Source organism: Nonomuraea sp. NPDC049695 (assembly GCF_040674955.1).
GTDB lineage: Bacteria > Actinomycetota > Actinomycetes > Streptosporangiales > Streptosporangiaceae > Nonomuraea > Nonomuraea helvata.
Genome location: NZ_JBFANV010000012.1, coordinates 13480 through 29815, shown reverse-complemented (window position 1 = coordinate 29815; position 16336 = coordinate 13480). Strand labels below are relative to the sequence as shown.

Annotated in this window: 18 protein-coding genes; 5 read left to right on the top strand and 13 right to left on the bottom strand. The window is 69.8% G+C overall.

Features of this window, described 5'->3' with window-relative positions; translation table 11 throughout:
* Window positions 1-77: 77 nt before the first annotated feature.
* Entirely contained in the window at window positions 78-1670 is a 1593-nt protein-coding gene (locus tag AB0J64_RS13475; protein ID WP_364025389.1) for a multicopper oxidase family protein, read from the bottom strand.
* Window positions 1667-2077 (bottom strand): hypothetical protein, encoded by a 411-nt coding sequence (locus AB0J64_RS13470; RefSeq protein ID WP_364025386.1) that lies wholly within the window; start codon window positions 2075-2077, stop codon window positions 1667-1669. The genes AB0J64_RS13475 and AB0J64_RS13470 overlap by 4 nt, the downstream gene beginning before the upstream one ends.
* 70 nt (window positions 2078-2147) lie before the next feature.
* Here AB0J64_RS13470 and AB0J64_RS13465 point away from each other — a divergent pair, with 70 nt between their 5' ends.
* Entirely contained in the window at window positions 2148-2588 is a 441-nt protein-coding gene (locus AB0J64_RS13465; protein ID WP_364025384.1) for a MarR family transcriptional regulator, read from the top strand.
* A 566-nt stretch (window positions 2589-3154) separates the two neighbouring features.
* On the opposite strand, the gene AB0J64_RS13460 is transcribed toward AB0J64_RS13465, so the two are convergent.
* The 4 genes from AB0J64_RS13460 to AB0J64_RS13445 are packed head-to-tail and all read right to left on the bottom strand — an operon-like array spanning window position 3155 to window position 5407.
* A complete protein-coding gene (locus AB0J64_RS13460) occupies window positions 3155-4069 on the bottom strand; it encodes a hypothetical protein (protein WP_364025381.1) in 915 nt (304 codons plus the stop codon).
* A gap of 59 nt (window positions 4070-4128) precedes the next feature.
* Window positions 4129-4350, bottom strand: a complete 222-nt coding sequence (locus AB0J64_RS13455) for a hypothetical protein (protein WP_364025378.1) — start codon at window positions 4348-4350, stop codon at window positions 4129-4131.
* 51 nt (window positions 4351-4401) lie between these two features.
* Window positions 4402-4626, bottom strand: a complete 225-nt coding sequence (locus AB0J64_RS13450) for a DUF397 domain-containing protein (protein ID WP_364025375.1) — start codon at window positions 4624-4626, stop codon at window positions 4402-4404.
* On the bottom strand, window positions 4613-5407 hold the full coding sequence (locus AB0J64_RS13445; RefSeq protein WP_364025372.1) for a helix-turn-helix transcriptional regulator: 795 nt from the start codon (window positions 5405-5407) through the stop codon (window positions 4613-4615). Before AB0J64_RS13445 ends, AB0J64_RS13450 begins: the two co-directional genes overlap by 14 nt.
* A 164-nt stretch (window positions 5408-5571) precedes the next feature.
* Between AB0J64_RS13445 and AB0J64_RS13440 the strand changes: the two genes are divergently transcribed.
* Both AB0J64_RS13440 and AB0J64_RS13435 read left to right on the top strand, forming a co-directional pair.
* A complete protein-coding gene (locus AB0J64_RS13440; RefSeq protein ID WP_364025370.1) occupies window positions 5572-6027 on the top strand; it encodes an ATP-binding protein in 456 nt (151 codons plus the stop codon).
* The gene (locus tag AB0J64_RS13435; protein ID WP_364025367.1) at window positions 6024-6236 is read left to right on the top strand and encodes a hypothetical protein; all 213 of its coding nucleotides are present in this window, start codon (window positions 6024-6026) and stop codon (window positions 6234-6236) included. Before AB0J64_RS13440 ends, AB0J64_RS13435 begins: the two co-directional genes overlap by 4 nt.
* Before the next feature lie 9 nt (window positions 6237-6245).
* On the opposite strand, the gene AB0J64_RS13430 is transcribed toward AB0J64_RS13435, so the two are convergent.
* The 5 genes from AB0J64_RS13430 to AB0J64_RS13410 are packed head-to-tail and all read right to left on the bottom strand — an operon-like array spanning window position 6246 to window position 10478.
* Window positions 6246-7004 carry an SDR family oxidoreductase gene (locus AB0J64_RS13430; protein WP_364025364.1) on the bottom strand — a complete coding sequence of 253 codons (759 nt, stop codon included), beginning with the start codon at window positions 7002-7004 and terminating at the stop codon, window positions 6246-6248.
* Window positions 7005-7024: 20 nt separating this feature from the next.
* The gene (locus AB0J64_RS13425; RefSeq protein WP_364025361.1) at window positions 7025-7603 is read right to left on the bottom strand and encodes a TetR/AcrR family transcriptional regulator; all 579 of its coding nucleotides are present in this window, start codon (window positions 7601-7603) and stop codon (window positions 7025-7027) included.
* Window positions 7604-7641: 38 nt separating this feature from the next.
* Window positions 7642-8859, bottom strand: a complete 1218-nt coding sequence (locus AB0J64_RS13420; protein ID WP_364025359.1) for a hypothetical protein — start codon at window positions 8857-8859, stop codon at window positions 7642-7644.
* Window positions 8856-9365 (bottom strand): SigE family RNA polymerase sigma factor, encoded by a 510-nt coding sequence (locus AB0J64_RS13415; protein ID WP_364025356.1) that lies wholly within the window; start codon window positions 9363-9365, stop codon window positions 8856-8858. The genes AB0J64_RS13420 and AB0J64_RS13415 overlap by 4 nt, the downstream gene beginning before the upstream one ends.
* 54 nt (window positions 9366-9419) lie before the next feature.
* Complete coding sequence (locus tag AB0J64_RS13410; RefSeq protein WP_364025353.1) at window positions 9420-10478, bottom strand: glycosyltransferase family 9 protein; 1059 nt, start codon at window positions 10476-10478, stop codon at window positions 9420-9422.
* Between the two features lie 158 nt (window positions 10479-10636).
* Between AB0J64_RS13410 and rfaE2 the strand changes: the two genes are divergently transcribed.
* A complete protein-coding gene (gene rfaE2 / locus AB0J64_RS13405) occupies window positions 10637-12052 on the top strand; it encodes a D-glycero-beta-D-manno-heptose 1-phosphate adenylyltransferase (RefSeq protein ID WP_364025351.1) in 1416 nt (471 codons plus the stop codon).
* Here the strand turns inward: rfaE2 and AB0J64_RS13400 are convergent.
* Window positions 12024-13592: an IucA/IucC family C-terminal-domain containing protein gene (locus tag AB0J64_RS13400; protein ID WP_364025348.1), complete on the bottom strand. Its 1569-nt coding sequence runs from the start codon at window positions 13590-13592 to the stop codon at window positions 12024-12026. The two genes, rfaE2 and AB0J64_RS13400, sit on opposite strands and share 29 nt — an antisense overlap.
* Window positions 13593-13675: 83 nt before the next feature.
* Here AB0J64_RS13400 and AB0J64_RS13395 point away from each other — a divergent pair, with 83 nt between their 5' ends.
* Window positions 13676-15196 (top strand): IucA/IucC family protein, encoded by a 1521-nt coding sequence (locus AB0J64_RS13395; RefSeq protein ID WP_364025345.1) that lies wholly within the window; start codon window positions 13676-13678, stop codon window positions 15194-15196.
* 3 nt (window positions 15197-15199) lie between these two features.
* Here AB0J64_RS13395 and AB0J64_RS13390 read toward each other — a convergent pair whose 3' ends face one another.
* Window positions 15200-16288: a sialidase family protein gene (locus AB0J64_RS13390; protein WP_364025342.1), complete on the bottom strand. Its 1089-nt coding sequence runs from the start codon at window positions 16286-16288 to the stop codon at window positions 15200-15202.
* Window positions 16289-16336 lie beyond the last annotated feature (48 nt).

Sequence of the window (16336 nt, the reverse complement as noted above, 5' to 3'; positions counted from 1 at the left end):
GCTGGGCGTCCCGAGACGAGTCTTCTCCGCTTGGCTGCCAGCCGGTAGGGATCCGGCCGCACCGAAGGTCTCCTCGGTCATCGGGTGGTGAAGTTGGCCATCATGGCCATGTCCTCGTGTTCCAGATTGTGGCAGTGGAAGACGTACTTGCCGGGATAACCGTCGAATCTGATCGCGATTGCTGCTTCTTCCGAGGCCCGCAGGTCGATGGTGTCCTTCCATCCGGCGTCGAAAGCCCCGGGGCCGCCGATACCTCGGGAGAGCACCTGGAAGGGGCTGAGGTGGAGGTGCACGGGGTGATGGAAGTCCGCGATGAGCCGCCAGACCTCGACGGTGCCGAGCTTCGGCGCGGCGGCGATGCCGTTGGGGCTGAATGGCCGCCCGTCGATGAGCCAGCCCTTCATGTGGTTGACGTCTCCCGATTGAAAGCGGAAGGTGCGGGTCGTGACGGCGTGGGCCGCGGTGAGCGGTTCGACTGTGGAGAGTTTGTCGGGAACGGTGAACGGCTCGTCGGCTTTCTCACCGACGATGAAGCGCATGACCTGGGACATGTTCCCGTCACCGAAGTCGTTGAGCAGCGTCACCGCGGTTCCGGGTCTGTAGCTGGAGAAGTCGATGATGACGTCGAGACGTTGCGCGGGGGCGAGCTCGACATGTTCATGACGAATCGGTGCGGCAAGGAGGCCGCCGTCCGTGCCGATCTGTGTCAGGAGGCCATCAGGTTGCGGGTCAAGACGCAGGTCGAGGCGTCTGGCATTGCAGGCGTTGATGATGCGCAGGCGGTATGTGGCGCCGTCGACTCTCGCAACCGGCCAGGGCGTGCCGTTGACGAGCATGACGTCTCCAAGGACGCCGGCGACGAATGAGCCGGTGACGCCGGGTGTCCTCATCAGGCTCCCGTCGATGCTCGGGTAGGACAGAGAGCCGTCAGCGGCGAAGCTGCGATCGGTGATCATGACAGGGAGCTCGCGTGGGCCGGAGGGCAGGCCGAGAGCGTCCTCTTCGTCGTCTCGCACGATGTGGAGGCCGGCGAGTCCGCGCCATACGCTCGGGCCGGTGAAGTCCATGCGGTGGTCGTGGTACCAGAGCATCGCCGCGCGCTGGTCGAGTGGATAGGTGTAGGAGCGGCGGCCTTCGGTGGTGTCTCCGGCCATCGAGCCGCCCATGTTCATGTGGTCCATGTTCATGTGCTGGTTCATGTAGGACCTGTCGACGGGGTAGATGAAGTCGAGCGGATATCCGTCGCTGTCGGGCGGGGTACGGCCGCCGTGCAAGTGCACGACCGTGGGGACGGGAAGGTTGTTGGTGTGCCTCACCACGGTCGTGCGTGCACGTCGGCTGACGATGGTGGGGCCGGGGAAGATCCCGTTGTAGCCCCAGATCGCCGTCTTCACCCCCGGCAGGATCGAGGCCGTCGCCGCGGTCTGAGTGATCTCGTAGTAGTCGGTATCGGCGTCGCTGCGCACCGGCTTCAGGACGGGCGGGGTCTGGAAGGGCATCGTGAAGGGCTGCGGGAGCGGCAATCGGCTGCGGAGCAGGTTGCCGGTCGAGGTGGATCCGGCCGCGCCGAGGGAGAACGGGATCCCCACTCCCAGGCCGATGCCGGTGACAAGGCCGGCGCCGATGAACGCCCGGCGGCTCAACGTGATCCGGCGGTTCTCCTCGGTCATCGGCGTCTCCAGGCCCAGACAGCCAGAGCGGTGGCGAGGAGGATGATCGCCACACCGAGCGGGATGTGCAGGCTGATCGCTCGGGAGAAACCGAGAACGATCTGCAGCCCGATCAGGCCGAAGAGGCCGAGGTAGGCCAAGATGGGCCACCAGGGTCCGCGTCCGGGCCACCGCTGAAGTACGGCCGCGACGGCGGAGATGAGGACGGAGATGCCGGCGAAGGTCGCGTTCTCACGGTGAACGTGCAGTGAGTCGTAGCTGCCGGAGAGGAACTGACCGGCGAAGACCGTCTGATCGAACAGCATGATCGCCGCGACTGTGCTGGTGATGCGGAACACCCAGCACGGCCAGCGCGGCGCGTGCCTGCGTACCACGGGGGCATCCGCCCTTGATTGTGTCGTCGTCACACGCCGTCCTCGCCTCGCCAAATAGATTCACTTGAATCCGATCCATGTGAATCTAACATAGTATGGAACCATGCCGAAGCCGCGCGGAGTCGACCTCCAACTCGGCCTGTTGCTGCGCCAGTCGCACCAACGAGCCGCCGGGGCGCTGAACAACGCCCTGTCCTCACTCGGCCTGACCGGCCGCCACTTCGGCGTGATGATGCTCTTGGGCCGCAACGGCATCTCGACCCAGCGCGACCTGATCCGACAGACCGGCAGCGACAAGGCGGGCATGGTCCGTACCGTCGAAGACCTCGAAACCCTCGGATACCTCTCCCGGGCCCGGTCCACCACCGACAAACGGGTGGCCCATCTCAGCCTGACCGACAAGGGCATCGACGCTCTCGACACCGCCCAGCGCCTCGCGGCCGGCGCCGCGGAAGACCTGTTCGGATCATTCACCGACGCCGAGCTCGAAACCCTCCGAACTCTCCTGACCAGGTTCGTCGCTCCGGCAGAACGCGACACATGACTCGCCTGACACGGGCAAGCACGGGCCCGGGCTCGCCCAGGGCGAGGGCGTATCACTCGAAGATGGCCTCGACCAAGGCGCGCCTCGTCTCCGGCTCAGCGACCAAACCCTTTGTCAGCAGGCTCTTAAGACGACTCCCCGGTCGGCGGCCGGCGGGCCCCCCTTCCCTCTGGACATGACGGCTGGAACCCCGTCCACATCGACATGTCCAGGCTGCATGTCAGCTTCAACCACAAGGGACGGGTCAGAAGTCGAATTCGCCGAGCTTCGCGCCGCCCACGAAGGCGCGGAAGACGCCTCCGCGTACGATCACCGGCGGGACGTCGGGCTGCTCGGAATCCCGGATCGCCTACCGGTCGCCGCTCAACTTGGCCGCGTAGAGGCAGTCCCCTCCGCTGGAGCCGGAGAGCGAGGACTTCTTCCACTGCGCCGCATCCAGCTCGGCATGCAACTCGTCACTGATCTTCATACCTTGCGGCCACCTCACGAACTAGTCGCTGGCTCACATGTATGGGATGTGCCCATTTGTGAATTGCGTCGTACCTGACACTAACGCGGCGCACGCCTTAATCGTCATGCTCGGTACAGCCGAAGAAGTGCAGCTGCCCCAGCCAGCGGAGTGGGTGGCCGGTTCGAAGCCTCCGTTCGGGCATCAAGGACGGCAGGAACACTCGGGACCAGTCGATCTCCGGACCACCGGCTGGGGCTTGCCGAATCACCTCGGCCAGCTCCGTTCCTCCGCTTTGGCCGCCGGGGACGTGGGTCCACACCCCGAAGTCTTCGTCCAGTCCCTGGCCACGACCGTCCAGCCATCCGGCGAGATAGTCCTCCGCAGCGCTCCGGACGGTGGACACGTCGTTCAGTAGCCAGACCCGCCCCTTGGTGCTTCCGCTATGGCCCACCACGCGGGTCATCTCCAACAGGTGAAATCCGTAGGGATGACGGGTGGTGATACTTGTCGGTGGATCGGGAAGTTCGACGTCCTCCAGTTCTTCCACACGCGCCCTGGCGATGTCATCGTGAGGGTCGATACGCAGCGCCTCACGGTACGCGGCCGCCGCGGACTGATCTTCGCCCAGCCAGTGCAACGCGCACGCGAGCGAGAACGCCGCGAGGTTGTCGTCCGGCTGAAGTCTGAGGGCATGTCGCGCGGCCTCCACCACCTCCCTCGCCAACTCCCGTCCGAACTCGTCGTCTTCATCCAACCCGGCAGGCGGATCGTCATGCGCCTCGAAGTGGTCCTCGCCGCCGGCAGAGACGTCGTTCAAGTGGGCCCGCAGCTTCCCCAAGGCCAGCACCGTCAGGCACACGGCGCTGGTGGAGTCGTCGGGAACGGCAGCCTGGATGGCTGCGTAGGCGTTTCTCAGCCTGTCCTCGTCTTCCAGGTCATCAAGCGTGCCGTGCTCAGTGGCCTCCCAGAAGTACCGAAGGGACACGCCAGCCGCCCTACGCACCGACTCGATATCCGTCATGTCGCTCATGACACGACACGATAATGATCACAATCTGCGTGTACGCGAGAATCGCCTCGATCACTGGGTCACGTCACGAACGACGGCAGGGCATCCTTACCAACGGCGTCTTGCTCATCAGGCTCGCACTTGATCCAAGAAACAGGCCCAAGGGCCTGTTTCGCCCGCGCGGCGCCCTTCCAGGCCACGTTTCTCAAGGCCGGCAGAGCTCCGAGGAATTCGATGAACTCGCCCAGGTTGTTGTTCACCGGGGTCGCCGGGCGGACCGTCATCGACGTCACCACCTCCAAAGGTGGCATGTCAGCGCGACCCTTCCGCCGACCTCATCTGCAAGGGACGGGTCAGAAGTCGAATTCGCCGAGTTTCGCGCCGCCCACGAAGGCGCGGAAGACACCTCCGCGTACGATCATCGGCGGGACATCGGGCTGCTCGGAATCCCGGATCGCGTACCGGTCGCCGCTCAGCTTGGCCGCGTAGAGGCAGTCTCCTCCGCTGGAGCCGGAGAGCGTGGATTTCGTCCAATGCGCCGCATCCAACTCGGCGCGCAGCTCGTCACTGATCTTCATACGTTGCCGCCACCTCACGTACTAGTCGCTGGCTCATGTGTAGGGGATGCGCCCATTTGTGAATTGCGTCGTATCTGAGACTAACGCGGCGCACGGTGTCCTCGTGGGCGGACACAGAGCCTAGTGCGGCGTCTTCGAGGGAGATGTGGTCCGGTATGTCGTCACTCTGGGCAAGGGCGAATCCTCCCAGCAGACCTGCTGTGGCGCCCACCTCCAGCGGCACGACCTGGAAAGAGATATTGGGTCGCTCGGTCATCATCAGCAGGTGCTCCAGTTGCTCTCGCATCACTTCCTTCCCACCGACCGGCCGAAGGAGAGCGCATTCGTCGAGCAAGGCCCAGTACATGGGCGGATTTTCGCGCTCGAACACGGACTGCCGCCGAAGTCGCGTCTCGACGGCCGCTTCGACCCACTGCTCGGTGACCCCTGGCTCGGCAGAGAGTATGGCCCGCGCGTAGCGAGCTGTCTGGAGGAGTCCCGGTACCACGAGCGGTTGCCAGGTTCGTATGGTGTGCGCCTTCTCCTCCACCTTCGGCCACTCGCTGAACCACTTCGGGGTGGACATGACCGTGGTGTTGGGCAGCAGCCCGAAGAGCTCCCCGTTCAGCCCCAGCACCGCTTCGACCGCGAGGGTGAACTTCTTGCTCGGCCTCCGCTTACCGCGCTCGATCAGGCCGACCAGGCTCTCGCTGCATGAAAGCAGTTCTCCCAGGGCCGTTTGAGAAAGACCTGCTGTGTTACGCGCCTTCTTCAGTACCTCGCCATACACCTCTGTCGTCATGCCACCGCCCTTTCGCAGGACCCGGACAAACGCCAGCACGTCTGTCCGGAAACGGACCGTGACGCGCTGATTACAGAATAGCGAGGAGACGGCACTCTATGGGAGTGCCTCCGGACACTTGCTCAGCTCTCTGTCCGAGCCAAATGGCGGCGTAACAGAACAAGGTGGGTGATTTTGTGCGTGCAGCAACCACACCAACGGAGCTGCCAGATATCGTCCAATGGCGCGGTACGACGCTGCGCCGAAATGACAAGACGTCATGGCAGGCGCGGCAGGCCACCGGGCTATGGCTCACCGACCACGATCCATCGGTCCGCTCCGACGCGCTCCAGATCGTCTCCGAACTGGTGGCCAACGTCCTCCAGCACGTCCCGGGCGGCAGGGGGCGCGACTGGGTCAAGATCCGGCTTGGCCTCGGTGACGGCCTTGTCCGCCTGGAAGTGATCGACCCTGGCACTCCGGAGCCGGAGCCATGTTTCACCTCTCACCAGGTGGGTCTCATGGAGGAGTCGGGCCGTGGCCTTGGCATCGTGGCCCGGCTCAGCACCAGATGTGGCACGCACGTCACCGAGAAGGGCCATCGCGTCGTATGGGCCGACATCGCAGCGGGCGTGCCGTGACGGCGACCAGAAGATTTCCCGGCTGGGAGATCATCGAAGGCGCCGGAGGCGGCTACATCGCCATCCGCGCCGTCCAGATGCCCGAGCACAGCGCGCTGTCCAACGTACGCTGCGGCGCGACCCTACCGGAGTTGTTCAAGCATCTGGAGGAGGAAGCGCGCGCCGACTCGAACGGACTGCAGGGCAGAGCCCGTGATCGAGCGGGATGACCCGGCCGGTCAGGCGGTGGCGCCGCCGTCGATCACGTGGTCCTGGCCCACGACGAAACCGGACTCCGGCGACGACAGCCAGAGCGCCGCGGCGGCGACCTCCTCCGGCGCGGCGACCCGGCCGATCGGCAGCGCGCCCTTCATGCGCTCGTCCCGCTGCTCCCGGGTCTCGCCGGGGCGCGTCGACATGGGCGAGTCGATCGGGCCGGGGCTGACGGCGTTGATCCGCACCCCGTCGGCGATGTGGTCGCGGGCCGCCGTGCGGGTCAGGAAGCTCACCCCGGCCTTCGAGGCGGCGTACGCGGCCGCCCCGGGCAGCCGCCAGTGCGCGCCGAGGTTGGAGGAGACGTTGACGATCACGCCCCCGCCGTGCGCGCGCATGTGCTCGATCTCGTGCTTCATCGACAGGAACACGCCCTTGAGGTTCACCGCGAGCACCTGGTCCCAGGTGTCCTCGTCGTAGTCGGCGAGCGGCGCCAGCATGCCGAAGATCCCGGCCGCGTTGAGCGCGACGTGGAGCCCGCCGTACCGGGAGAGCGCCGCTTCCACCATGGCGGCGACCTCGGCCGAGTTGGTGATGTCCAGGGCGAACGCGCTCGCCCGGCCGCCCTCCTCCTCGATCACCTTCACGACCTCGGCCAGCCGGGCTGCGTCGCGCCCGGCGGCCAGCACCGCCGCGCCCTCGCGCGCGTACGCCAGCGCGGCGGCACGCCCCAGCACGCCGCTCGCGCCGGTGACCAGAGCGACCTTGCCTGCAAAACGGCTCATCTATTCCATACCAATCGTTCTCAAATTTCCACGGCAACCATGGCCTGTTCGACCGCGTCACGCAGCCGGCGCGGGTCCGGATCGGCCCTGCCGAGCACCCGGAGACCCTGAAGGAGCACGAGCAGGAACCTGGCCAGCGCGTACGGGTCCTTCCCCGGCGGGATCTCCCCCTGGGCGCGCGCCCTGACGAGGGTGGCGGCCAGCGTGGTCTCCAGCCCCGCCCAGCTCTCCGTCACCTTGCGGGACACGGCGGCGTCGCGCGAGGCGAACTCCACCGCCGTGTTCACCACCATGCAGCCCCGCCGCAGCTCGTCGGCCAGGCACTCCGCGACGTACGAGTCGAGGAAGGCCCGGACGGCGGGCAGCGCGGGCCCAGGCTGGGACAGCCGCTCGACCACGTTGTGTTGTTCCAGGTAGCGCTCCAGCGCCCTCAGGTAGAGCTCGCGCTTGCCACCGAAGGTGCCGTAGATGCTCGCCCGAGCGATCCCGAGGTGCTCCACGAGGTCCGCCATCGACGTGGCCTCGTACCCGCGCTCCCAGAACAGCTCGAGCGCCTTCTGCAACGCGACCTCGGGATCGAACTCCTTGCTCCTCGCCACACCGCCGAAGCTAGCATATTCAAGAACGATCGGTCTAGTTATCTAGGAGTCAGCACCCATCTCCAGGCACCGTCCTTGTTGGAGTCACGGTTGGCGGCGAGCTGGGTCATCCGCTGACCGTCCACGCTCACCAGCACCAGCCCGTTGTCGAACTCGTTCTTGCACTCCCCGGCGCAGCCCAGCGCGATGACGTTGTCGTCGTCCGCCCAGGCGTGCAGCTGCAACACCTTCTGCCGCCCGGCGATCTGACCCGTCTCGGCGTCGGTGATCTTGGTTGGCAGGCCGTCGGCCCCCAGGACCAGGCGGCCGTTCGGCGAGGTCGACGAGATACCCGAGTAAGCCACGTACCGGTCCCCCTTGGGCGCCTCGCGCGGCTCGCCGTCGAGGCTGTAGAAGACGCGGTCCGGCGTGGTGCTGGTGGGCGCCCAGAGCATCGTGCCGTCCAGGCTCCAGCCGAGGTCCTGGCGGCCGTTCATGTTGAAGGGCTTCTTCTCGTCGTTGATCCCCTCGTCGGCCATCGGCGGCAGTTCGTGGTAATCGGCCGTGCCCGCCTCGGCGTCGACGATGTAGTAGCCGGTGCGCGGGCTGCTCCCGGGTCGGGGGGCCACCTGGGCACCCTTCCCCTCCAGGATGTCCGGGTAGCTGGAGTAGGCGGTGGCCAGGACCTTGGTGCCGTCGGGAGACCACGTGACCGACCCCACCGGGTGCTCCAGATCGATCCACTTCAGGATCTGCCGGGTGTTCATGTCGAGGATGCCCAGCCGCTTGCTGATCAGGTCGCCCTCCAGCACGGCCGCCACCTGCAGCCCCGGAGCCACGTCCACCCAGGCCCACTGGGTCTCCTCGTAGCCGTCGTTGCGCGGGTCGTACAGCGACCACGTGTACCTGACCCGCTGCTCGTTGTCCGAGATCTTCTCCCGCCTGATGGTGTAGTAGGCGGAGACGGCCATGCGCCCGGCGGCGATCAGCTTGGTCGGCGGGCTGTGCTCCGTGTCGGTCCGCACGTCGGTCGGCGCGGGCGACGGGCGGGCGGGCAGAGTGATGCCGTTGGCCGGGCGTACGGTGTCCGGCGCGTTATGTACGTCCCTCAGGCCCACGGCGGCGGACACGGCGATCGCCGCCACCAGCCCCACGGCGAGCACCACCATGCCGACGGGCTTCCAGGCGCGCCTCCGCAGCGCCCGGTCGGCCAGATCGTGCGGCACCCTGGTCTCGTCGGCCCACTCCCGCAGGGTCTCGCGGAGCACTCGGGTCACTTGGCCACCTCCAGTTCCTGGGCCAGCTCGGGGGCGATCTCACGCAGGCGGGCCAGCGACCTGTGCGCCGTGCTTCTGACCGTGCCGACGGAGCAGCCCAGCGTCCGTGCGACCTCCTGCTCGGGCTGATCCTCGAAATACCTCAGCACCACCACCGCGCGCTGCCGCGCGGTGAGCCTGGCCAGCGCGCTCCGCAGCACCATGCGCAGCTCGCTCTGGTGGTTGGCGTCCCGGTCCGCCAGCTCGGGCGGCGTCGCCTGCACCACCTCGCCGCGCCGCGTGCTCGCCCGCCACCAGCTGATCTGCTGGCGGTACATGATCTGCTTGGCGTACGCCTCGGGCGTCTCCACCCGCCGCCATCTGCTCGCCAGCTTCGCCAGCGCGGTCTGCACCAGGTCCTCGGCCGCGTGCTGGTCACCACCGGTGAGCAGGAACCCGAGCCGCATCAGGGCGGGAGAGCGCGCAGAGACGAACTCGCGGAAACGTTGCTCGTCCGCGGAGTCCACGGTCACCTCCAGGGGATTGACATCACCCTCTCAGACGCCCGCGCTCGCCCCTCGCTATGCGTCGTCCAGCAGATCGCGAACCTGCTCCGTCACGCTGTCCGCCGGCACGTCGGTCACCCATGGCAGGTCGTGCGGGCAGCGCTCGGCACGCGGGTCCATGCCGTCGGCGCCGCAGACCGGGCAGGCCGTGGTCCAGGAGATCAGCGGCCGGTGCCTGACCCTGCTGAGCGGCCCGTAGGTGATCAGGTTGCCGCACCAGTAGACGGCCACCGTGGGCGTGCCGACGGCGGCGGCCAGGTGACGCGGGCCCGTGTCGTTGGCGATCACCAGGTCGCAGCGCTCGTAGAGTGCGGCCAGGCCGCCGATGCCGAGCGCGCCCACGACGGGGATCGCGGGCCGGCGCATCGCGCCGACCACGCCCATGACGAGGTCCTTCTCCTCCGGAGCGCCCGTGACGGCGATGGGGCGGTCGATCGCGTCCGCCACCTCGGCGAAGCGCTCCACCGGCCAGCGCCGCCGCGGGTCTCTCGCACCCGGGTGCACAGCCACCAGCCCGCGCGGCGGCTCACCGAGCGCCTCGGCGAGCTCCGCCCTGTCGTCCGCGGTCACGGCCACCCGCGCCTCCAGGTCGCCCGCGACCGCTCCGACCAGCGCGGTGACCTGGAGGAAGCGCAGGGTCTCGTGGTGATAGTCCGTGTACGGCACCCAGCGGTCCAGGCTCTCCGCCCCGGGAGCACGCATTCCGGCGGTCACCCTGGCGCCCAGCCTGCGGACGAACGGGTTGGAGTAGCGGCCGCCGCCGTGGATCTGCACCGCCAGGTCGAACCGGCGCTCCCGCAGCCTCTCGCACAGCTCCTCCGGCGCCGGGCACCCGTCTGCCTGTGTCGACACGCCCGAGATCGGGGGCAGCGCCACCACGTCGTCCACCGGCCCCGGGCGGCCCTCGAGGAACTCGGCGTGCCACGGGGTGCCGAGCAGCGTCAGGCTCGCGCCCGGATAGGCGTGTTTGAGCGCCTTGAGGGCGGGGACGGCGAGCAGGAAGTCACCGAGCGCGTTGGCGCGCAGCACGGCGATCCGTTCGACGTTTTCGACCAGACCGGATGTGCCTCGCATAGCCGCCCGTGCTACCCGGCGGGTTCACACGTTTAACCCGCCGCACCTCGGTTGGGGTGCCATGGACGGGCCGCGGTGAGGAGCCGCGAACCTCCGCAGGGGTGGGCGGTTGCGACCAAACCGGTTTTGAGCTGCGCTTTCTCAGGTATTCGCTCATCATGGCCACTGACAGGACCATCAGCGCCGTGGTCGTCGGCGACGTCATGCTCGACTCCTGGCTGCGCTGCTCGGCCAAGCGCCTGGCACAGGAGGCGCCCGTGCCCGTGATGAGCCTGGAGGCCACCGAGGAGGCCCCCGGCGGGGCCGCCAACACCGCCGCCAACCTCGTGGCGCTCGGCGCCCGCGTACGGCTCCTGGGCGCCGTGGGCGACGACGCCTGCGGGGACAAGCTCGTACAGTCGCTCCACCTGCTGGGCGTCGAGACGGACCTGGTGACCGTGCCGGGCCGGCGTACCGCGCACAAGCGGCGGCTGGTCAGCGGCGGCCAGCTCACCGCCCGCTACGACGAGGAGGACCTCGACATGCTCTCCGAGCAGGCCGAGCGGGAGCTGCTCGGCCGGCTGGGCGAGGCCGTGCGCGGCGCCGACGTGGTGGTCGCGTGCGACTACGGCGGCGGCGTGTTCACCCCGGCCGTGCGCCGGGCGCTCGCCGGGTCCCCGCTGCTGGTGGTGGACGCGCACGCGGTGGCCCCGTGGGGCGAATGCGCTCCCGCCGCGGTGCTGCCGAACTACGCGGAGGTGGTACGCCTGCTGGGCGACACCGGCGAGCCGGCCGACCGCCTGGCGTACCTGACGGCCCGCTCCGACCGGCTCATGGAGCTGACCCGCGCCGCGATCGTGGTGACCACGCTGGACGGCGAGGGCACGCTGCTGCACAGGCGCGGCCGCCCGCCGTACCGCACCTACGCCCGGCCCGCGCCCCAGCACATGGCCACGGGCGCGGGCGACACCTACACGGCCGCGTTCGCGCTCTGGCTGGCCGGAGGCGCGTCGCCGGAGGAGGCCGCGGAGGCGGGCCAGGCGGCGGCCGGCGTCGTCGTACGCCGCCCGGGGACGGCCGTCTGCACCCGGCACGAGCTGCTGCGCGCCCTGCGCAGCCCTGAGGGCGCCGTGCAGCCGGCCGAGCGCCTGGCTCAGCTCCTGGACGGGCACCGGCGCAGGGGCGAGCGGGTGGTGTTCACCAACGGCTGCTTCGACGTGCTGCACCGGGGACACGTGACGTACCTGGAGCAGGCGGGCCGGCTCGGCGACGTGCTGGTGGTGGCGGTCAACAGCGACGCCAGCGTGGCCAGGCTGAAAGGGCCGGGCCGCCCGCTCAACCCGTGCGAGGACCGCATGTCCGTGCTGGCGGCGCTGAACGACGTGGACTACGTGACGGAGTTCGACGAGGACACGCCCGAACGGCTGCTCAGGATGATCCGCCCCGAGCTCTATGTGAAAGGCGGCGACTACACCGCGGAGATGCTGCCCGAGGCGCCGCTGGTCCGCTCGCTGGGCGGCGAGGTGAGAGTGCTCGGCTACCTGTCCGACCACTCGACCACGGCCATCATCGGCCGCATGCGCTCGCTTCCCTGAGACGGCCGAGCCTCAGCGGGTTGGGCACGGGCACGCACCGCATGTCACCGCCCGGGGCGTCCAGCCAGCGCAGCAGGAGATTGGCCTTGGCGGGAATGTGCGCGGCGGACAGCAGGTCACGCAGCTCGTCCGGGTCGCCGTAGTCCGCGCCGCACGCCGAGAACACCTCCCTGGCCCGCGCCCACAGCTCCTCCCGCACTCCCGGACGGCGCTCCGCGAGCGCCCCGGCGATCTCGCAGAGGTTGTTGGTCACCAGGCAGTACACCAGCCGCTCCCACGCCCGCGAGCCGTCCATGCCCGGCAGCGGCGGATGCCGGTCCGCGAGCACCTTGACGCCCTCGTGATCGCGGAAGACCGCCTGCGCGGGGCTGCCGTGCCCATCCACCGCGATCAGCACGTTCTGCAGGTGGCATTCGAGCACGATCCCGTGGCGGAAGTAGGCGTGCAGGACCGGGGGCACCACGTGATCGAGGTAGCGCTCCCACCACGCGAGCGCCTGGTCCTCGCTCAGCCCGTCGATGGGGTTGCCGGAGAAGCCCTCGCTGATCCCCGCTGCCAGCAGCGGCGTCAGCCCCGGGCGCAGGTGCTCGCGCAGCCCGTCGCGGACGATGACCGCCAGCGCCTCGCCGCCGTCCCGGCCCAGCTCCGCGCTGCGGTAGCCGCGGTCGCGCAGCACGGCGGGGCGGGGCACGCGCTCCGGCAGGTCGTCGAACGCGCGCCCCACGAGGTCGGCGATCGCGGCCAGCTTCTTCAGGTCGTGCAGCCAGAGCCGGCGGACGTCGTTCGTGATCCGTACGTCGAGGCTGAACTTGCAGAACAGATCCGGCTCCGGCAGGTACACCGTGCGGATCGACGAGGTCGGCCACGCCACGGCCGGCGTGACGCCCAGGCGGCGCAGCGGCGGGCCGCCCAGCAGCTCCACCTGCCAGGGATGCGCGGGCAGCAGGGCCAGGCCGTCCCCCGGCGGCGGGCCCAGCCGGTCGAGCGCGCTCGCGTCCCCCTCCTCCACCAGCTGTTGCGCGGGCACGCCGAGCAGCGGCAGCGCGAAGCTCGCGTGCGCCTCCGGCGAGTACCGGAGCCACGCTCGGGGATCCGAACCGCCGCGGGCCTTGGGCGCGGGATGGTAGCGGTGGCCCGCGACGAGGGCCTGCTCGGAGCGCAGGTACAGGTCCGCGGGCGGCGTCGCGGACCGCCTGGCGGCCAGCAGGGCGGCCATGACGTCCCGGCTGTGCGCGATCTCCGCCGGCAGCGCGTCGTTGGCGACCCCCGTGCCGGCGCGCAGCTCGGCGGCCGCCAGCGCGACCAGGTCGTCCAGCGACAGCGGGCACCAGCCGTCCGGCGTGTGGAGCGCGGGCCTGCCGGGGAACCGCCCGTCGTCGGCACGCAGGACGTGTCCGGTCCCGGGCAGCAGGAACGTGCCGTCCCACGCGGGACGGGCCACTTCGCGTATGAGGCAGTTGAGCAGTGCCGTCATGGCGAGGGCTGCGGCGTCTCTTCGCGCCTCTCTGGAGAGAGGGAGCAGGCCGTCGGTAGCGGTCATGGCGACCTTATCCCTACCCTTTGTCCCCATTGGTGCCAACAAGGGTAGCTATCAGCCGGTCTTATCTGGAAATAGTGTGAAATATGAGGCGCTCTGAGGCGGAGTTCGCGGCCGACCTGGCCCTCCTGCGCCCTGAGCTGTCCGCAGCGTACATGGCGGCACTCCCGGACGCCCGCGCCGCCGTCCTGGGCCGCCTGTGGCGCAGCCTCCTGTACGAGCCCCTGCCCGGCCTGGTGACCTCCTCGGAGTGGCGTCCGGCCGCGCGGGTCCAGGTCCCGCTGGCGGACGGGCGCAGGCTCATGGGGCGGGCGCGGAAGCCGTACGACCTCGGAGGCGAGCCCGCGCTCTGGCTGAACGGCCACCCGTACACCCACCCGGCCGAGCTCCTGGCCGCCCTCGGCCTGCCGGGCACGGACCAGCTGGTGGCGGACCTGGACAACAGCGTGGCCTCGCTGGCGCTGTCCCGCGCACAGCCTCTCCACACCCCTGGCACCCCGGAGGAGCACGAGCAGAGTGTGGTGGACGGCCATCCGTACCACCCGGGTTGCCGCAGTCGTCCCGGCGTCTCCGTGGCCGAGCAGCTGGCGTACATGCCGGAGCACCGGCCGGTCGTCCACCTGGACCTGCTCGCGGTCCCCGCCGCCGACTGCCTGGTCTCGGGCCCGTGGCCGGGCTCCCTCATGGACGGCGACCGGCTCCTGCTCCCCGTGCATCCCTGGCAGAGCGCCCACGTCCTGCCCGGCCTGGGCCTGCGTCCGCACGTCACCGCCGCCGTCCCGGCCCGTCCGCTCATGTCCGTACGCACTCTCGCCCCGCTCGACGGCGGCCCGCACATCAAGACGGCGTTCAGCACCCGGATGACGTCCGGTGTCAGGGACATCTCGCCCGGCTCGGTCCGCGACTGCGTCCACCTGTCGCACCTGCTCACCGTCCTGTCCGCGCGGCAGGGGGGACGGCCGCGCATCGCCCGCTACCTGGCCGGGGCGGCCGCCATGGTGAACGGCGAGCACAGCCCCGACCTGGCGGCCATGCTCCGCGAGCCGACGGGACCCGCCATCCCCGTCGGGGCGGTCACCGCCGCCATGGTCCGCGACCCGGCGGCGTGGCTGGCCGCGTTCGCCCGGCTGACCTTGAGCGACCTGCTGGGCCTGCTGGCGCTCGGCGTGGCGCTCGAGGCGCACGGCCAGAATCTGCTGGTGGAGCTGGACCGGGACGGCATGCCGTACCGGCTGGTCTACCGCGACCTGGCCGACGTCCGGATCAGCCCCGCCAGGCTCGCCCGCAACGGCGTCGAGCTCCCGCCGGTCAGCGCCCGGCTCCTCGCGGACGACCCCGGAACCCTGCACGCCAAGCTCTTCGGCGGGCTCGTCGGCACGACGTTCGGCAGCCTGATCGCGCTCTTCGGCCGGGGCGACCGGGCCGAAGAGTCCCGCCTCTGGGACGTCGTGGCCACGGCCGCACGCTCCGTGGAGTTCCCGTGCGCCATCGACCGCAGAGCCCTGTTCGGCCCGCATCTCACGGTCAAGGCCCACCTGCTCACCCGCCTGGAGGGCGCGCCACCGGGTGACAGCTGGACCAGGCTGCCCAACCCGCTCGGCGCCTGACGGTCAGGGGGCGAGTTCGGCGATGGGGAGGCGGCGGAAGGCGATGCTCTCGTACGGGCCGAAGTCACCGGTCTCGAACAGCAGGCCCACCGTGTCCCCGTCCACCCGGACCAGGTCGGAGTAGGCCGCCGGCAGCCCCGACACCGTGTGCGCGACCCGCCAGGTCACCCCCAGGTCGTCGCTGGCGCGTACCGTCATCAGCGCCCGCGCGTCCGGAGCGGCCGGCCCCGAGAACAGCAGCACGTCCGGCGACGAGCACCACAGCGTGCTGCCCTCCACCACCGGCCCCACCAGCCCCGCCTGGGGCCGGAAGGGCAGCAGGAGAGTCTGGCCGCCGTCGGCCGAGTAGGCGTCGGCCCTGGTGCCGGGGGCGGTGGACTCGGTGCGCGTGTTGAGGTAGAGGCGCCCGTCCGGCAGCTCGGTGGCCGTGGTCTCGTTGACGTTGACGTATCCGTCCGGGTTGTCGTCGACGTACCCGATGCGCCAGGTCTGGCCGCCGTCGTCGCTCAGCAGCCCGTGGCCGCCGTTGTACTTGCCCTCGGTCCCGTTGTCGGACCCGGCGGGCGGCAGCGAGTGGTTGGCGGGCACCACGATCCGACCGCTGCGCAGCGCGACGGCGTGCCCGGGCGCGGTCGCGTACCAGCGCCACTCGGCGCGCTTCACGCTGCCGGTGATCTCGCGAGGCGCCGGCCAGGTGACCCCGTCGTCCGAGCTGACCTGTACGAACACCCGCCGCCCTTCGGCCGCCGCCACCTGGCCACGCCGGATCTTGTCCTCCGTGGCCGACGGCCCCTGCCTGACGTGGACGAGCACGATCCGGCCGTCGGCCAGTGCCACGGGCGCGGGGTTGCCCGCGGTGCCCCGGCGCGGCTCCGTGGCGACCACCTGGAGCGCGCCCCAGGTCCTGCCGCCGTCCGTGGAGCGCTTGAGCACGATGTCGATGTGGCCGGAGTCCCCGGCCGAGGCGTGCCGCCCCTCCGCGAACGCCAGCACCGTGCCCGCCCCGGTCACCACCGCCGCGGGGATCCGGTACGTGTGATAGCCATCCGTCCGCTGCCGGTACGGCACCGACGTCGGGTAACGATCAACCATGCGGGGCACGGTACGGGCCCCGGGTGAACGCGGCGTGAAGTCCGGCGA

Coding starts and splice junctions, on each gene's coding strand:
- AB0J64_RS13460 (WP_364025381.1), bottom strand. CDS start 4,069: ATGAGCGACATGACGGATATCGAGTCGGTGCGTAGGGCGGCTGGCGTG.
- AB0J64_RS13430 (WP_364025364.1), bottom strand. CDS start 7,004: ATGAGCCGTTTTGCAGGCAAGGTCGCTCTGGTCACCGGCGCGAGCGGC.
- AB0J64_RS13395 (WP_364025345.1), top strand. CDS start 13,676: ATGAGGCGCTCTGAGGCGGAGTTCGCGGCCGACCTGGCCCTCCTGCGC.
- AB0J64_RS13400 (WP_364025348.1), bottom strand. CDS start 13,592: ATGACCGCTACCGACGGCCTGCTCCCTCTCTCCAGAGAGGCGCGAAGA.
- AB0J64_RS13390 (WP_364025342.1), bottom strand. CDS start 16,288: ATGGTTGATCGTTACCCGACGTCGGTGCCGTACCGGCAGCGGACGGAT.
- AB0J64_RS13445 (WP_364025372.1), bottom strand. CDS start 5,407: ATGACGACAGAGGTGTATGGCGAGGTACTGAAGAAGGCGCGTAACACA.
- rfaE2 (WP_364025351.1), top strand. CDS start 10,637: ATGGCCACTGACAGGACCATCAGCGCCGTGGTCGTCGGCGACGTCATG.
- AB0J64_RS13465 (WP_364025384.1), top strand. CDS start 2,148: ATGCCGAAGCCGCGCGGAGTCGACCTCCAACTCGGCCTGTTGCTGCGC.
- AB0J64_RS13475 (WP_364025389.1), bottom strand. CDS start 1,670: ATGACCGAGGAGAACCGCCGGATCACGTTGAGCCGCCGGGCGTTCATC.
- AB0J64_RS13450 (WP_364025375.1), bottom strand. CDS start 4,626: ATGAAGATCAGTGACGAGCTGCGCGCCGAGTTGGATGCGGCGCATTGG.
- AB0J64_RS13410 (WP_364025353.1), bottom strand. CDS start 10,478: ATGCGAGGCACATCCGGTCTGGTCGAAAACGTCGAACGGATCGCCGTG.